Raw genomic sequence first — 15,225 nt, forward strand, 5'->3', positions numbered from 1 at the left:
GATCGGCATAAAGAGATTCGTTCCATTCCCCAACAGCTTTGTTGTATTGAACCGCGGTCGCGTTGATGGCCCACAGCTCCGGGTTTCCTACCGGCGACCGTTGAACAATTTCATTCAGCAGTTGAATGGCGATTGTCCGCTGGCGTAGTTTGACATCTCCGGCCACCAGCCCGGCGAATGCAGCCGGGTCAATGTTCCAGCCCTTAGCCATATCACGCCCTCCGCAGTTGAATGGAGTACGCAGCGCCAGCAGAGTCGGCAGAAGCGGTGATTACCTCGTAGCGCTGAAGCTCACCCGTAATCGGATCCGGTGCAGTGATGATATGCCCGACGGCCGGCTTATCAGTCACCTCGTTAACCAGGGCGGTTAGCTTCACATCACCATGCAGAATGTTAGCGCCATCGATACGGCGGAGTTTGTAACGAGCCAGAACACCGCGCCCTGAATAGGCCACCACCATTTCGTTACCGGTTTCCGTTACGGGATCCCATGCACCACGAACGGTGTAACTGCCGGTGAACGCCTTAACCGCATCCTGCAGATCAGTATCGAATGCTGCGGCGACTTCTGTCTGCAACTCATCACGTATACCCATCGCATTCACCACCGCTATGACGGAATTTAACGATCACAGAACCGCGAAGCCTACGGGTATAGATTTCACCATTTCGTTTCGCCCGGAGTGGATGAGGTGCAAACTCAACAACGCCCTTTGCCGGGTTTGCGTAAACGACATAATTGATCGGGTTTCCATTCACAAACACATCGCGAGGGCCGAGCCCGTCACCGGCATAATGCACATCAGTGTTTTGCATATCACCCCCTTACCAGCCGTACCTGAGACTGACTAACGCCATAGGGCTTTAGCATTGCAAGCGCCAGCTGCAGGTCCGAATCAAGCAATGCCGAGCTGTTGGTAGCGAGTTCCGCGAAGGTCTTTGAAACGCTGACATCATCGGCATCTACCGTCTTACTCAGCAACACACCAGAATCGGTTTTCTGCTGATAAAGGCCACCATTCGAGGCCGCTAGCGCCGCATAGGCGCCAGCTTGTTTCACATCGTCAGGAATGATGATTTCGTGAGTTGCCTTATTGCACGGCATTTTCAGGTTAAGTCCATTCATCCAGGTATTAGCCATCAGCACAGATTTGGCTTTTTTGCTTTCATCTGTCCAGGTGGCACCGAGAATCGAATTGACGTCTTCAACGGTGATGAAAGTGATCATGCATCACTCCATTTCTTTCCAGCCGTGCGCCTTCCAGTTCGCCACTTCATCAGGGTGAACGTTGGCGGTATTGGGCCCACCCGGGAATGCCGGGAAATCGGTAACCATCGCCACCAGCTGCGATGTGGTCGATACGGGTTCGTTGTTATCCGCCTGCGTAGACACAGTTTGCTCAGCAGCTCGTTGGGCGCGCTGCTCTTTTGTTAATCCGGCCATTAGCCCTCCACTAAAAAAAGGGGCCGAAGCCCCTGTTTATCAGCCCAGCAACAACGCTGAGTGCGCCGACTTAACTGCCGCTACGCCCCAGGACAAACCGACTTCGTAACGCACCTGGCGATACTGGCGGTACAGGGCTACCTGGTAAGTGATGCCAGATACCGGGTCAGTAACGTTCATCACATCATCCGCAGTATCGCCGCCCTGCGGCATTGCCGGGGTTCGGGATGCAAGCAGGAATGCATTGCGATCAAACGCCATGTTTGCGGTGTAGGCGCCACCAGCGGTAATAGCGGTGTTGTCGGCCAGTGCCTGACGTAAGCCAGGAGCAGCCAGGGTGATTGCTGTGGCCGTCGCAGCAGCAACAAGGTATTTATTGCTGTCCCCGTCAAACGTCACGATGTCACCTGCTGCAAAAGCACCTGTGCCGGTATCAATGGCAATCAGAATATCGCCTTCAGCTTTTGCTCCATTCACCAGGTATCCGGCAGCCGGAGATGCAGCGCGTTTCTTAACATGCGCGGATTCGTGGATGTTGAAACCTTCCAGTCGCCCCACAATACCTTCACGCAGAAGCGCATCAGTACCGGACTCATTTACTTTGAACAGAACAGACTGTTTACCGCGGAGGTTAGCGATAGCCGAAGAACCGAGAACCATCTGCAGATCAGTTGTCGGCGAACCATTGTCAGAGAGAACCTGGCGCGCATTTGCCGCATCCGACAAATCACCTGCAATTCCGAAAGGAGCGGTGCCGGCCGTACCAACAGCACGAGAGGATGCGAAATACAAAGCCGCGAGATCTGCATCCATCTCATTAGCCAGCGCGCGAAAAGCCTGCTTAAACTGATCAGCAAGGATGGTGTTGTATGTCCCTGCGGGCCCCAGCGCCAGTTGTTCCTCACCGTTCCATTTGACCGGGGCCATTTTGGATTTGGTGATTTTGACATCAACGGTGCCGATCGTCTGGTCGCCGTCATTTGGCGCAGTAGCCCCCGGGGTAATATCAACAGTGGTTGCCGGTGGCGCAACCGGCGCAGTAACAGTCTGGTCCTTCGCCGCCGCATCAGCTTTAGCATTGCGCGATACAGCCGGGATAAAACCGACCTGTTCGCGAGATACGGTATCCAGAGCCGTGAAGATAGTCGGGATCAACCCGGTAAGCGTATTAGCCATGTGTATGGATTCCTTGGAGATTAAAATATAGGGTTGGTTGAGCTATCCAGCTCCGGCACCAGCAGCCATCCGGCGGCTGGCAAAGAATTAATCGACGATGGTGATACCGTCTTTGAGAGTTGATTGCTGATCTGTCGGGCTCAAACTGGTAAACGCATCGCGTTTCATCGTTTTCTGCCCGAGTGAATGCTGAGATTGCCGTGAGCCGCCTCCCTGGTTGCCGCTGGCCTTCAGAATGTGGTCTTTCTGTGGGTACTGCTCCACCAGGAACTCCAGCGCCTCATCAAAGGCCGCCAGTTCGCCCGGCTTCGAGCGGGAATAAATTTTGTTGCCAGAGCCATCATAGGCAACGACTTTGCCGTCCTCGACTTTGAAGGACTGACCGAACCGCGCCTGAAGCATATCTGCCGGAATTGCTACTTTATCTGCGATGAATTTCGAGCCAGAGAACCGACCGCCGATCATTTCCTGATAAAGCTGGCCTTCAAGGGTCGCCGCACGCTGAGTAGCTTCATCAAGCTGGGCCTGGAAGGATTTGGTGATATCTGCTTTAACCTGATCAACAGCGCCTGCGTCGATCAGTTTTTTCTGGTCGATTTTAGTCATCATCTCCAGCGCTTCGAGCGCCTTTGCCGGATCACCGATTTTGGCAAACTTAGCCAGACCGGCTTCAGCGGCTTCTTTGGCTTCACGATGAGATTTCGCCTCGCCATTCAGAGAAGAGATTTTCCCAACGGCCTGCACAGCATCAAAACCAACTTCCTGGCCGTCATCGTGGACGTAGACGGGTAAACCGCTGGAATCGACTTCTGCATAGCTTTTGCCGTTAACTTCGACTGTTTTCAGTTTCATGTGGTTACCTTTTCGGTGGTCATCCGACCGTTGCACCGCTCACCATCCGGATCACGGCAATAAAAAAGGCCGCCCGGAGGCAGCCTGATGGAAGACTTAAAAAGCTTTAAAGTCTGGCGTTACTGAACGCCTGAGCATCCAGGTTACGAAGTTGCTCCAGAGTCAGCCATTCGCCCTTGTCGTTGTAGAAGTCATCGGGCGACATGCCGCCGTCACGAATCAGCCGGGCCCGGGTTACGCCAACGATCTGGGACTGTCGCGTGAACGACTGGCGCGAGAACCAGCCCTGATAATCGGTATCCGAAGGCACCTGCCCGTCCATGCTGGCACGTGAGCTATCTGATATTTGCCCAACAGCAATACCCAGCTCATCAGACGATTTCAGGATGTAGGTTTCGACGCTGCGACAGCAGAAATGGATTTTCCCGGGTCCCTGCAGATACGGCACCTTATGGCCGATCGGCTTGTTATCCAGTGTGTACTTGAGGCGGTCGCGAATCCGACAGTCTTTTGATGTACGGTTATCCAAAGTGGATAACCACTGCTTACCCTTCAAAATGTCATCGTTCGCATCTGCAAAGCTTTTCCTGGCTGTAGAAGCAAGATGCCCCACAGCCGTTTTTGCAATACTGCCGGCATTGGTTCGGCTCATCTGCAGCGCGCCATCCTGATAGCCACGGTTAGCATGACCACGGACCTTTCTGGCGATTTGCTCATGCGTATCGCCCAGGAGAAAACCCTGCCGCACTGTATTGGAAATTCTTGCCATCCTGTCAGCTTCAAGGTTATCTGCCCACTCCGAAAGCAGGCGCCCCTGAAACGGCTGTGCCATCGCAGTTGCGTAAACGGCATCCGGTGAAATGCCCACCAGCGGGTGAAGCGATAGCACATCATAGGGGATCGCAAACTGGAACAGGCTCAGCTGAAAGCCTGCTTCGTGCTGAGCGAGTTGCTGCAGCTCATCAGATAGTCCCGCGTACATTGACTGCACAGCCTCGCGATTGAGAGCTCTGACACTAACGAGCAGCGCTTCCAGTCGCGACACGGTAAAGCTGTCAGCATCCAGGCTATCCATCGCTACCAGCAATCTGGCTGTCAGTTCCGCATCGCTGTCATTCAGGATTTTTATCATCCTGTTTGCAACACTGGTGCTGTACCGCGCTATCCATATCGCATGCGCTATCGATTCATCCTGAAGCTTGTCATTCGCCGTTGCCATTTGCACCACCCGGGTTACTCAGTCCGCCGGCCAGCGTGACCTGCTGATTTCGCAGCTCGTCGATTACCTCTTCGGGCTTCGCATCCGGATCGATAAATTTTAGGGCCTGCAAAACGCGAACAGCATCGACCTGACGTATATCACCACCCTGGCGGAGCGACTGAACAGCTGTTGCAGCTGCGGCATCAAACGTCTGGGCTGAAACATCCAGTTCGGTGCGTACATCGACATTGCCGCCTTCTTTCTCGCCCAGCCATTCCGCCATAATCTGCAGGATATTATCGAGCGCATCCTCAAGCGAGCTTGCCATGGTGTAGAGAGGTGAATTCTCCTGCATCCGCTCTTCGTGAGTCTGGTCTAAGGATTTAGTCGATGTGTTTTCCGCGCGCAGCAGTTTTGCGCCGGCCTGACGCATCTGGTTTTCCAGATCCTCAAGGGAAACCTTACCGGCTTCAATCGCAGCCCCGGTATGCTCGACATATTCCAGTCCCTGCCGCTGACGGTCATCGAAACGAGTCGCAGAGGAAGAACCTATCGTCAACGTTTCGCCATCAGCCAGACCGTAAGCCACCAGCAACGGCACACGAGCGACATGAAGGATGTTGTCCTGTTCACTCTGACTCTGCCAGTGCTTGATATTCAGTAAGGCGAGATTAAGCAGTGGCGGTGAACCGCGCATAAAGCCTGTGCGTTTCGTATAAAGCGTCACCAGGGGAATGTCATCGCGACTGGTTTCCCACTCGTCGTGAATCTGCCACTGGCTTTCGCCGTTATCACCTTTATTTCGGCGATAAATTTCAACCTTGCCCGGCATGATATGGCGTATTTGCTCAACTTTCGTTTGCCCGTAATCATCGCCATCAATAATGATGACCTCTCTGATACGCAGATCGGTCAACACCACTTTCCCTTTAACCACTTTCGATTTCCAGCCGATGACCTGGCGAGGATTTAACATCGTGGCATACGGGCGAGATCCTGCGGCTTTTTCGTCGGCTTTAGTTTTTACTGCCTCCGGGTCAATTTTCGGGAAATCCACCAGCGCATGTACCAGACCATACTGGAATCCAATGCTGAAAAATTGCTGTGCCCAGACATCGAGCCGGTTTCCTTCCATATCAATATCTGGCGACAGCTCCCGTATTTGTTCAGGAGAGTCCTCACTCAATACCGTCGGCTCAGCAAACACTCGCCCGATGTTTTGTTTAATGGCCTCTTCATAGGCAGGGAGTAACGTTGCCGAAGCTAAACGCTCCTTATAGCTTTCAGGATCTTCGTTCGGCCATTTCGGGAGATACTTCTTACCCTGCCGGCGCATTTCCAGCGTACCGCCCATCAGTGCATCATTAATATCCCATGCCTCAACCATGTCGTTATAGTCGAGGTTGGGCGTTGAAATATCAGGCATGGTTTTACATCCGCAGTTGGGTGACTTTTCCAGTCGGTTTGATAATCGGGAATTGCTTCACAATGAAATACCCACCGGCATCGTTGGGGTGATCGTTATCCGCCGTTTTATCCGGCTCACCGTTTTCGCCCCAAACCTGTTGCTCAAGCGATTCGGTGTACACCGGGCATCGCTTTACATTCACTTTGTAGCGACGTTCGCCGTTACCATTGCAGAACATGGCATTCATCGCGTTGATGCGGTCTTTCACTGGCGGGTTTGATGCATTAACAACCACATTGAAGCCGGCCTGTTTAAGCTGGGCGATATCCGTAGCGCTGGCATTGCTGGATTTGCGGGAATCGCCGGAAGCGTCCGGGTAAATATAGATTTCCCGCACCTTGCGATAATCGTTGCCGTCGTACAGCCAGAACCGTTCTTTGATGATGCGGATCATGTCAGGGGTGTCGTAAGCCTTCACAATTTCATTCACCGCAAACGGAAGCCCCAGACGTAACACATGAACAACCCCGGCCATCTTCCCGACGTTGAAATCCATACCGATATACAGCGGCTCACCGGGTTGTTCTTCCTCCCGGCAGTTATTCAGCTTACGGTCAAACTGATGGTAAATCGTCCCGCTGGTAAGGTTGGTGAACTGGCCACGAAGATAAGCCTTGATCAGCTCCGGCGGGTATGACTCCAACAGCGACGGGATATAGTCCGGCGGCAGATTCTTTTCATTGTCGAACGTCGAGGCCTGCACCAGGCCGTACAGCGTTGAGAGCGAAGGCTTATCGCGTACAGCCTTTGCGAATTGCTGATAAACGAATTTAAACCCTTCCGGCGTCGTGGTGACGTCGATCCCGTTACGAAGACCGGCCACGTTGTAACGCATACGAGCAATGATTTTTCGCCAGGCTAACTGCGCCTTTTTGGCGGGCATTACGTCCAGCTCATCAATCAGCGCATTACCGATTTTAAAACCAACGATGGTTTGCGGTTTTTCCATTGAGCGGCAGATCGTCGTTCCGCGATACTGGCGCCCTGCGTAGAAGTGAACCTCTTTGTTTCCCTCGTTGATTTTGACATTCAGCCCCCAGTCGTGGGCCACCTCCTCAACAGTGGGATAAAAGATGTCACGGATCTGCGGATACGTTGGCGCAAAGTAACCCTGGTTGATTTTGAGGTGTTCCCACATCCCTTTGCAGATACCACCGCAGCCGACCCACGTCTTACCGGAACCGAAGCCGGCGACATAGGCCTTAAATTTGTACTGCATCGCAAGGAATTTGGCCTGAGGGATGTTAAGCGTCGGTGCTATCGCCATCCTCTTCCCTCACTCGCGCATCGACTACGTTGATATTGATTGCAACTGGCGTTGGTTCGTCATCCTCCGGATCAGCAGCCAGCTCTTTGCGTAATTTTTCGACCTCCAGCTGCCGGCGCTCAATTTCAATCAGCTGCAGACGCTGGGCGAACTCGCTATCAGCCAGGCCGAGACGTTTCATCACCGCCTCGTACATTCGCTCACGGCTAATAGCGGTAATCTCCACGCCATTCTTCCCAAGCTTCACACCGGAATAGGCAAGCGCAGCATCAGGCGCCAGCTTACGCGTATCAGCGAAGTATGGCTGGCCGATGCCATCACCATTACAGCGAGGGCATTCCGGGTTAGGCGCGCTGTTATGGTCGTAACCGTAGCCACCAACATCGACGGGCTCGCGACGTTTACGCTCAAGCGCTTCGAGCCGCTTCTCTTCGTACTCCACGGCATCACGCCATTGATACTGATGACCAAAGCCCCAGCAGTAACGACAACTCCCACGGCGATACTGCGATAGCTGGTTGGCGTCGAACGTTGCCAGCCGCCACATCTGCTCAAGCACTTCATCAGCGCTGCCAAGCGTGCGCACAATGGATGCTTTCTGCTGCCGCGCAATGGCCTGCGCAACTGAAGTTTTCTGAAGCAGCTGATAGCCAATTTGTTCAGCAGTCTTCTTGCTGTACCCGGCACGTATAGCGGCCTGCGTGGCATTGCTATCCTTCAGGTATTCCGCGACAAATAAGCGCTGCTGAGCGGTAAGGCCGTCGCCATCCACCAGATCTTCTGCGCACTTTTCCTTTTGCGCAGTGCGCAATTTCTTCTGCTTAGGTTTTTGCGCAGTTTGCGCAGTGGGTTTCTTAATGTATCGGCGGGCAGTAGCGTAATTCAGTCCCTGCGCTTCACACCAATCCTTCGGTGATACGCCGGTTGCGGCATGATCGGACAGGAACCGTTGCTGAAGCTCGCCCCAGTCCGGTTTTGCCATGGATTATTCCTATTTAACGTGAGGGAGAAAATGGAATTACTGATTCTCCATAAAATATTCACTTTTATGTTTTGGAATTAAGGCTCTTTAGTTCAGGAGTTATTATGAAAAGAATTATGCTTGCTGTTTTTGTGATCTGTGGTGCGCTGTCACTTTCAGGATGTATCCTTCCCCCTGGTCCCCATGGAGGCGGACATGGTGGAGATCACTTCCATGGTCCTGAGCATCGTTAATCGCCTGAGGGCTTTCATTTTACAAATGATGAAAAAGGCCGCAAAAATATGCGGCCTTTAGTTACTACCAGCTAGCGTATAAAGAATCTCTCAGGAGCCACCCGGGAGAGGTTCATCTATACGGCTAACTGACCTCTGCCGTTCTGGTGTTGGCAGGCAGAGACGTTATGAGAGTAGTGAGTATTTCAAAATTTACCGGGATAAACAGACAATGATGTCAGTTACCCCGTATAACTGGAAATTGGTGATTGATTGAACTGTCAGCTCAGACGATTTGTCTGATGGGCATTATCGCAGGCACTCTATGAATGCCTGCTGTAATACCTTAGCTGACCTGCTCAGCGCCAGTATCAAATAGCGCCAGGCTTCGGCCGCTTCCTGAATTGCTTTACGAGTTTTCGAGACAATCTCGCTTTCCGTGTAAACACGATCGAAAGAGTCTGCGAATAACTCAGACTTCAGATAGCTGTCGCCTACCCAGTCAATGGCTAACTTCGCCGCTGCAGTGTCGTAATTCACTTTCTTAATAATATCCAGGCGGATTTGCTCGGATGCGGTGATCTCTGACATGTCTTACCTCTTTGAAAAATAATACATACAGAAAGGCCCTGTATTAACAGGGCCTTTTATCGTCAAACTTTAGGGAACCAACGCTACAAGCCAGGTAAAGTAATGACACCCTGACTTTATACTAAAAAGCGACTCATATTAGAGCTATTGGTGATCATCCATAAAACCAGCCTGCGACACCAAGGAACATGGCTGACAGAAAACAACAAATTGCAGTTTTATGCATCAATACACCGTAAAAGGCGCAAGATATCACGACAAGAAGTACAATAAGGACAGGCCAGATACTAAACAAAAGAATAGCATATGACTCCGAATTATTATAAATATTATTTTGCACTAGCATCATAATCCTTCTACGGTGTTTGAAAGCATTGCAATGATGCCAATTTTAAATTCCAACAGCGAATTTATAATAAATAGAAACCATCAAACCAACGAAAAATCACTCTTACCAAACAAAAATCATTACCAAGAAGATTCAACTACAACCCAAATATTCAACCCGTGTATATAACGCTGCACCGGAACACAAACAAATACACCTTCATTTAAACTTACTGACTTTATTATACTACCCGCAGGAGGAAAAACATCCCCACTCCCAGGCAACTTGTTAATTTGTTCAGTACCATATCGATAATACTCTGGAAGTTGTGGAAGTTTGCACTCAGTCATAATTAGCAGCTCATTTTATAAGAACTCAATGTAGCATGTATGATGAACTAAAAAACCCACATTGCAAACAATATATTTCGTTAAAGTGAAAAACATTGCTTCGCGAGGAGATTTTTTTTGTTCACAGCTTCTCTTACCCTCTAAATTCCCTAAGGTTTTACCTAATATCTTAATTTTGAAATGGTAGAAATATTATGAAAGTTACAGACGTACAATCCATGAAGCATACACTCACTAAGCTTGTTAAATCAGAAACACATTCTACACTTACTTATGACTTTGCTCTGCCATGACAAAGTCTACTGTTCTACCCGTGAGCTCAGGGATGAGCCACTTCCTGTAGTGTCAGACCATCCTTTTTTTCTCAAAACCAGTAGAAAAACACCTCGAAATCTGACTAAACTCCGACATTGGCTGCCTCTGCAGCGCCCCGTCAATTTGTCGGATTTACTCCACGGGGTTTTTTATCACCTGAAACTGCTGGGCAAAGGCTCCAAGAATCCAGCCCACCAGCGGTACACGTTCCCGGCATCCAGAAGCAGGATACCTGAGAGATGTTATATCCTTCGATCATATGAGGAATGTATCGTAGGTAGTTCTATTCAAAGGTGAGTTCATCAAGCCTTAATGGTTTTCTTATAAAAGCCTTTTGGCATTCGATTATGAGTATCTGCCCCTCGCACAATGAGCAAAACACAGGAGAGGATTTACCGGAATCACCATTTCCATAGGTGAACTCCTTAACCCCATAAATAGTGCGCTCAACCGTGTTATCTCTGATAAGATTGATATGCCCTGCATGCTTTTCACCTTGTACTATGTATTTAGACTGCTTACCTGTTATACCCTCAGAGAAAATTGCTACCCCTTTATCAAAATCCCAGATAAAAATCTTACACCCACCGTCAGATACAAGCATTTCCAGTGTCAGCTTGTCATTCGATGCTGGATCAGACATTCTTGCATAGCATTTTCTAATCACAACACACCTACCAATTTTTAGGTAGAATATAAGCACACCAGAAGCAGCATTCAACAAGAAAATAATCTGTCCTGCATAAGCCAGCCAACTGGCTTTCTCCAACCGCAGCTGACGTAAACACTGAATGGCACACTAGCGCAACAGCTTCAACTGGCAGGAAAGGTCCTCAGGCTTTGACTGCAACACCACCAATGTTAAAGCCATAAAAAAGCCACCCAGAGGTGACCTTAGCGATGGGAATAAATGAAGCATGAATGAAGACGGTCTCAACGTTCTGCTATCTGGTTTAATCGGACGGAGCCTGAAGTTTGAAATATATTGTTTTTGTTAAGCCTTGAGTCGGTTTATTGGCTTCATAACGCCATTGGGCCATTGCCGCAATAACGGCAGAGTCGAATAGGTGCTGAGGTTCTGATTTTAGGATCCAAAGCTTTGATATCTTGCCATCAACACCTACGTTATATCTAACCGCCACACCTCCTTCAATCCTGTTAGCCAGTGCGTAATACGGATATGCAGGATGCGGCGAATATAGCAGCTTTGGTTGAGGGTTTTTAGCGGAGCTGGAACACCCCAGAAGCATACCACACAGGAAGATCGTACCGATAAATCCCTTTTTCATGAAAACACCAATACCGTGAATGTAAATCAACATTATCAAGGTACAGCCTTAACGTGTAGAGGAGAAGACCTATTAATGGTAGACATCAAAGCCCTTCATCCAAAGAGTAGCTTCTTTAGTGCTTAATCTTCCAGCTGAAGCACGCCGTGCTCTTCTGATTCTGAGTAGGCGATAAGGCCCTCGTAACCCGGTACAGTGCTGCCGTCATCCGCTTCAAATTCAGGGATGCTGGCCTGAGAGATCGTGTAAGTGGGCTGGCCTTCCTGCTCAGCGAAGTCTGCCAGAGCTTTAATTTGCTCTGCGGTAAGAACTAATGGAGTCATGGTTTATCCTTTTATGGGGATATTGTTGGCTTTATCCCTTAGTGGGGTTAACAGTCAGCATCTGGCCGGGCAACAGCGCGGCATGCCCACATACAGGCTTCCTGCATTTTGGTACGCGCGATAGCCATGCAGCGCAAAGCCTCTGCTCTCTCGGTTTCGGCCTGACTACCACGCTCGACAACTTCAGCCGTTGCAACATCTCGCTCAGTATCGAGCAGACTGCAAAAATGCCGGCTGACACCTTTGAGGCGGTTCATCCGCTCAATGTCGCCAGCGGTTAATGTGCGGTAGCCTTTTACAGTGCTGCCGTCCTGCGGTTTTGCTTCACTCATTTCGTAGCCCTTTCGGTTGTACCTGGTTTGCTTTTACTAGCTCGTAGGTGGATATTGTTGGGAAGGAAAGCATGGAGATAACCAAATGAAACAGATACTATTTACATGGTTTGCTTTTACAAATACCTATGCCTGCATCACCGCCAGCATTAATGTGAACAACTCGCTAATGCTTAATTCAGCTGTGCCGTGGATTGTTGGGGTTTCTCTTGGAGTAATCACCAATTACTTATTGGCTAAAAAACTGAAGGAAAGCGGCTTTCTGTAGGCCTGCTGGTTTCTGGCCAGGTTACTTCTTAACGCTGTCCGGCATCACCGCACCAACAACGCCAGCCAGCGCTACGCCGCCAGCGATGACGGTTTCCTGAATGCCCGGAGGCATCTGATAGCCGAAGACACCGGCAATGACCAGGATGATGCCGCGCCAGGTTGACGGCTCTTTCAGTCGATTAATGAGATAGTTCATATTTCCCTCAAACAAGAATACTTTTTGCCAGGAGATAGCGGGCTTTACGGTCATCAATGCCGTTCTGTCCGCCGTTGATAATCTGAGTGACGCGTGTAAGGTCACCGGGATAACGCAAACAGCCGCGTGAGGTATAGAACCAGGCAGCACTGCGCGCCGCATACTCATCCTGTGCCAGCAATTCAGGCTGTTTAACCAGATCAATCTTCAAAGCATTCCCGCATTCGCGGTAATTGTTCAGGCCGGTGGTCTGGATGAGCCCGCGCCCGCGGTAAAACCAGCCGTCTGTTGCCCCGTTATTCCCCATGCGTTTGCTGTACACCAGATTGGCGATCGCTCGTTGCCTCTCCAGTGGCAACGATGGTTCACCCTGCCGGCGGCCGAGCAAATTAGCCTGACCCTGCGTCAGCCGCCCAGCGCGGACAAAACTATTCAAGCCAGCCACGCTATAATTGAAGCTCTCAACAAGCTGGGTAAATCCCGTGCTTTCATGCCCTACCTGGGCAATGAACATTGCCTGGTCGATAGCGGAAGTGATGCCAAACTCTTTCATCGCGGCTGTAATATGCGGAAACCAGCGCGCAGCTAACCCGGCGCTGATGCCAGCCGCCTTCTGGAATTGTGTTTGATTCATTAGTGCCTCAGTGTATCGACCAGACGCGCCACGTTACCCCGAGCCCATAGCACGGCGGCGCATATCATCACGTTTGCCAATACCACCAGCCAGTGGGACTGTACGTAAAGACCGAAGATAAATTGGAAAGGTATGCTCGCGTAAATCAGTACAAGCAAGTAAGCAATGATGGAGATACCAGGGCGATGCCTGGCACCGCGACGTTGATAAAACATCAAAGCGCAGACAATAACGGCACATATCACCGCATTGGCCAGCGCTGCCGGGTCATTTATTACCACTCGAACCTCCTCCCCTTAATCGGGAAAGTAATCCGAACAGGCTGCTCAAGTCCTGGCTGTTAATGAAAGTAAGGACCTTGATGGTGACAGCAGATGCCACCACCGCACCGAGCGCATCAAGCGGACGATCTGTATAGCCTGTCCAGGTAGTAAATTTTGAGCCTAATAATCCGGCAGCCAGAACACCGACAATAAACGACGTCATGAAGTAAGCTATTTGCCTTCCACGTGTCAGGTTTGCGGTCGTTGCCACATAAAACACCGCGCCGCCAAAAGCCCCAAATACCACACCAAAATCGGTGTGGGTGATAACGCCATATACGACGGAACCAATTAAACCGCCGCCAAAAATCAGGCCGGTACCAGTTAAAGGATCGGACATTAAGCCCCCTCTTATTGCTGTGAGTCCTCTCAGAATTGAGGGGAAAAAGAAAAGGCCACGCATAAGCGCAGCCTCAAATGATTTGTACCTCAGCTTTCCGAGGAGCCTTATTCATGGCGAAAAAAAGCCCGCTCAGAGGAACGGGCAGAAAGTAGGCATTCTAGGTAGTAACGAAACGAAGGCGCTCCTAATAGTCCGAGCTACCGATTTACCAGGAAGCATTCACTTTTGCCGTTACGTTCTATAAACATAGACAGGCAACCGCAGAAGTAAACCTTCCATAAATCTTAAATATGTTTAGTGGCAGTGTGGTGCCGGGTGCCTCCCGGTGAGCATGCCCCAGCCGGCATGGCCCGCGCTGCATTTACAGGTTTCTGTAACTGACTGGTCGCCCCTCCGCATAGGGGGATTCACCACATCAATACGTTATGCTGTAAACATAGCTAGCGTCAATACACTCTGCATACATTGCTATCGAAGAGCGACTAATCACAGGCATAAAAAACCCGCATTTTATGCGGGTTTCTGACTTCGCAGCTTAGATTATCTGAATGCTGAATTCAGAGAAACTTCAGCATCCGGTTCGTGCGTAATTCTGTTTCTCAGATCCCGGCGAATTATCTCAATTGACCAGAACCACACCAGGTGACCAAATATTTCAGAAACGTTTTCATACCATGGAAGCTCAATCAACGGTGGGGTTAGGCCCATAAGCGGAAACGAAATCATATGGACAAACAGTTGTGCGAGTGCACCTGCAAGTAAACCCTGCCACAGCTTGATTTTTGGAAACACCTCGGCAACTACACAATACCCAACCGCAAACACGATGGAGAATATGATATGCGTTACACCTACCCAGTTAAACACATGTCCGGCAAAGGTATAGACAGCCGCATTTGGATCGGCCAGCCCTAACCAATCACGCAGGAAAATATAAGGAGGGTTAAGGAAGTTTCTGGAACAATCAATTTGCCCGGCAACTCGAATTAATGACTCTGGTCCACAGGCACTGGTAAACATATCGACAGGACTACGCGGTGGTAATGGTACTTCAGCACCCCATTTTACAAATGCTGAAACCACCCCAGAAATAAGCCCGATAAACAATGCAACACCATAATGCCGTCTGCGAGGTTCGGTTCGCACAAAAATATCTTTTAACGCCATAAAGCCATCACTTATAAAGAATATTTACAGTTCCTTAATATTCCTTAAGTTTGGCGCATGACATTTTGATTCAGATCACACTTTATAGCCGATTTCAGGCATTTGTTTTCAAAAACATAAAACCCTGCAATAGCAGGGTTTATATGAATGTTTTCGTTCAGG

20 protein-coding genes and 2 pseudogenes are annotated in these 15,225 nt (G+C 50.0%); 1 reads left to right on the plus strand and 21 read right to left on the minus strand.

Going from position 1 to position 15,225, the window contains the following annotated elements:
* The 16 genes and pseudogenes from NKJ21_RS25820 to NKJ21_RS25895 all read right to left on the minus strand — a co-directional run.
* A pseudogene (locus NKJ21_RS25820) lies at positions 1–211 on the minus strand (hypothetical protein); the annotation flags it as partial.
* 1 nt (position 212) lies between these two features.
* The gene (locus tag NKJ21_RS25825) at positions 213–596 is read right to left on the minus strand and encodes a glutamate 5-kinase (protein ID WP_085855978.1); all 384 of its coding nucleotides are present in this window, start codon (positions 594–596) and stop codon (positions 213–215) included.
* Positions 583–816, minus strand: coding sequence for a hypothetical protein (locus NKJ21_RS25830; RefSeq protein WP_049045074.1), 234 nt, complete (start codon positions 814–816; stop codon positions 583–585). Before NKJ21_RS25830 ends, NKJ21_RS25825 begins: the two co-directional genes overlap by 14 nt.
* Position 817: 1 nt before the next feature.
* Complete coding sequence (locus NKJ21_RS25835; protein WP_032421472.1) at positions 818–1,228, minus strand: hypothetical protein; 411 nt, start codon at positions 1,226–1,228, stop codon at positions 818–820.
* Positions 1,229–1,231: 3 nt separating this feature from the next.
* Entirely contained in the window at positions 1,232–1,444 is a 213-nt protein-coding gene (locus tag NKJ21_RS25840) for a hypothetical protein (RefSeq protein WP_085855977.1), read from the minus strand.
* A gap of 39 nt (positions 1,445–1,483) precedes the next feature.
* A complete protein-coding gene (locus tag NKJ21_RS25845) occupies positions 1,484–2,620 on the minus strand; it encodes a P22 phage major capsid protein family protein (protein WP_004184463.1) in 1,137 nt (378 codons plus the stop codon).
* 87 nt (positions 2,621–2,707) lie between these two features.
* Positions 2,708–3,472 carry a DUF6651 domain-containing protein gene (locus tag NKJ21_RS25850; protein ID WP_085855976.1) on the minus strand — a complete coding sequence of 255 codons (765 nt, stop codon included), beginning with the start codon at positions 3,470–3,472 and terminating at the stop codon, positions 2,708–2,710.
* A 106-nt stretch (positions 3,473–3,578) separates the two neighbouring features.
* Positions 3,579–4,691 (minus strand): phage minor head protein, encoded by a 1,113-nt coding sequence (locus tag NKJ21_RS25855; protein WP_114670069.1) that lies wholly within the window; start codon positions 4,689–4,691, stop codon positions 3,579–3,581.
* Positions 4,675–6,099, minus strand: coding sequence for a DUF4055 domain-containing protein (locus NKJ21_RS25860; RefSeq protein WP_050888149.1), 1,425 nt, complete (start codon positions 6,097–6,099; stop codon positions 4,675–4,677). Before NKJ21_RS25860 ends, NKJ21_RS25855 begins: the two co-directional genes overlap by 17 nt.
* Before the next feature lie 4 nt (positions 6,100–6,103).
* Complete coding sequence (locus NKJ21_RS25865; RefSeq protein WP_254733329.1) at positions 6,104–7,408, minus strand: terminase large subunit domain-containing protein; 1,305 nt, start codon at positions 7,406–7,408, stop codon at positions 6,104–6,106.
* Positions 7,386–8,390, minus strand: coding sequence for a terminase small subunit (locus NKJ21_RS25870; RefSeq protein WP_114670072.1), 1,005 nt, complete (start codon positions 8,388–8,390; stop codon positions 7,386–7,388). Before NKJ21_RS25870 ends, NKJ21_RS25865 begins: the two co-directional genes overlap by 23 nt.
* Positions 8,391–8,948: 558 nt before the next feature.
* Positions 8,949–9,193 (minus strand): annotated as a pseudogene (locus tag NKJ21_RS25875) (DUF2560 family protein).
* A 1,276-nt stretch (positions 9,194–10,469) separates the two neighbouring features.
* A complete protein-coding gene (locus NKJ21_RS25880) occupies positions 10,470–10,955 on the minus strand; it encodes a hypothetical protein (RefSeq protein ID WP_227639915.1) in 486 nt (161 codons plus the stop codon).
* Positions 10,956–11,139: 184 nt separating this feature from the next.
* Positions 11,140–11,508, minus strand: a complete 369-nt coding sequence (locus tag NKJ21_RS25885) for a TonB family protein (protein ID WP_019704510.1) — start codon at positions 11,506–11,508, stop codon at positions 11,140–11,142.
* An 89-nt stretch (positions 11,509–11,597) separates the two neighbouring features.
* On the minus strand, positions 11,598–11,798 hold the full coding sequence (locus tag NKJ21_RS25890; RefSeq protein WP_032741135.1) for a hypothetical protein: 201 nt from the start codon (positions 11,796–11,798) through the stop codon (positions 11,598–11,600).
* Positions 11,799–11,845: 47 nt separating this feature from the next.
* Positions 11,846–12,130: a hypothetical protein gene (locus NKJ21_RS25895; protein ID WP_032741136.1), complete on the minus strand. Its 285-nt coding sequence runs from the start codon at positions 12,128–12,130 to the stop codon at positions 11,846–11,848.
* Positions 12,131–12,215: 85 nt separating this feature from the next.
* On the opposite strand from NKJ21_RS25895, the gene NKJ21_RS25900 reads away from it, so the two are divergent.
* The gene (locus tag NKJ21_RS25900; RefSeq protein WP_012967895.1) at positions 12,216–12,398 is read left to right on the plus strand and encodes a hypothetical protein; all 183 of its coding nucleotides are present in this window, start codon (positions 12,216–12,218) and stop codon (positions 12,396–12,398) included.
* Positions 12,399–12,419: 21 nt separating this feature from the next.
* On the opposite strand, the gene NKJ21_RS25905 is transcribed toward NKJ21_RS25900, so the two are convergent.
* The 5 genes from NKJ21_RS25905 to NKJ21_RS25925 form a co-directional block, all read right to left on the minus strand.
* Positions 12,420–12,596 carry a hypothetical protein gene (locus NKJ21_RS25905; protein WP_012967894.1) on the minus strand — a complete coding sequence of 59 codons (177 nt, stop codon included), beginning with the start codon at positions 12,594–12,596 and terminating at the stop codon, positions 12,420–12,422.
* A gap of 7 nt (positions 12,597–12,603) precedes the next feature.
* Positions 12,604–13,230: a glycoside hydrolase family 19 protein gene (locus tag NKJ21_RS25910; protein WP_165459204.1), complete on the minus strand. Its 627-nt coding sequence runs from the start codon at positions 13,228–13,230 to the stop codon at positions 12,604–12,606.
* A complete protein-coding gene (locus tag NKJ21_RS25915) occupies positions 13,230–13,511 on the minus strand; it encodes a phage holin family protein (RefSeq protein ID WP_015958299.1) in 282 nt (93 codons plus the stop codon). Before NKJ21_RS25915 ends, NKJ21_RS25910 begins: the two co-directional genes overlap by 1 nt.
* A complete protein-coding gene (locus tag NKJ21_RS25920; protein WP_032421481.1) occupies positions 13,498–13,893 on the minus strand; it encodes a phage holin family protein in 396 nt (131 codons plus the stop codon). The genes NKJ21_RS25915 and NKJ21_RS25920 overlap by 14 nt, the downstream gene beginning before the upstream one ends.
* A 543-nt stretch (positions 13,894–14,436) precedes the next feature.
* Positions 14,437–15,063 carry a YagU family protein gene (locus tag NKJ21_RS25925; protein WP_032741138.1) on the minus strand — a complete coding sequence of 209 codons (627 nt, stop codon included), beginning with the start codon at positions 15,061–15,063 and terminating at the stop codon, positions 14,437–14,439.
* Between the last annotated feature and the right edge of the window lie 162 nt (positions 15,064–15,225).

This window comes from Klebsiella sp. SWET4, assembly GCF_024296565.1.
GTDB classification, from domain to species: Bacteria; Pseudomonadota; Gammaproteobacteria; order Enterobacterales; family Enterobacteriaceae; genus Klebsiella; species Klebsiella variicola.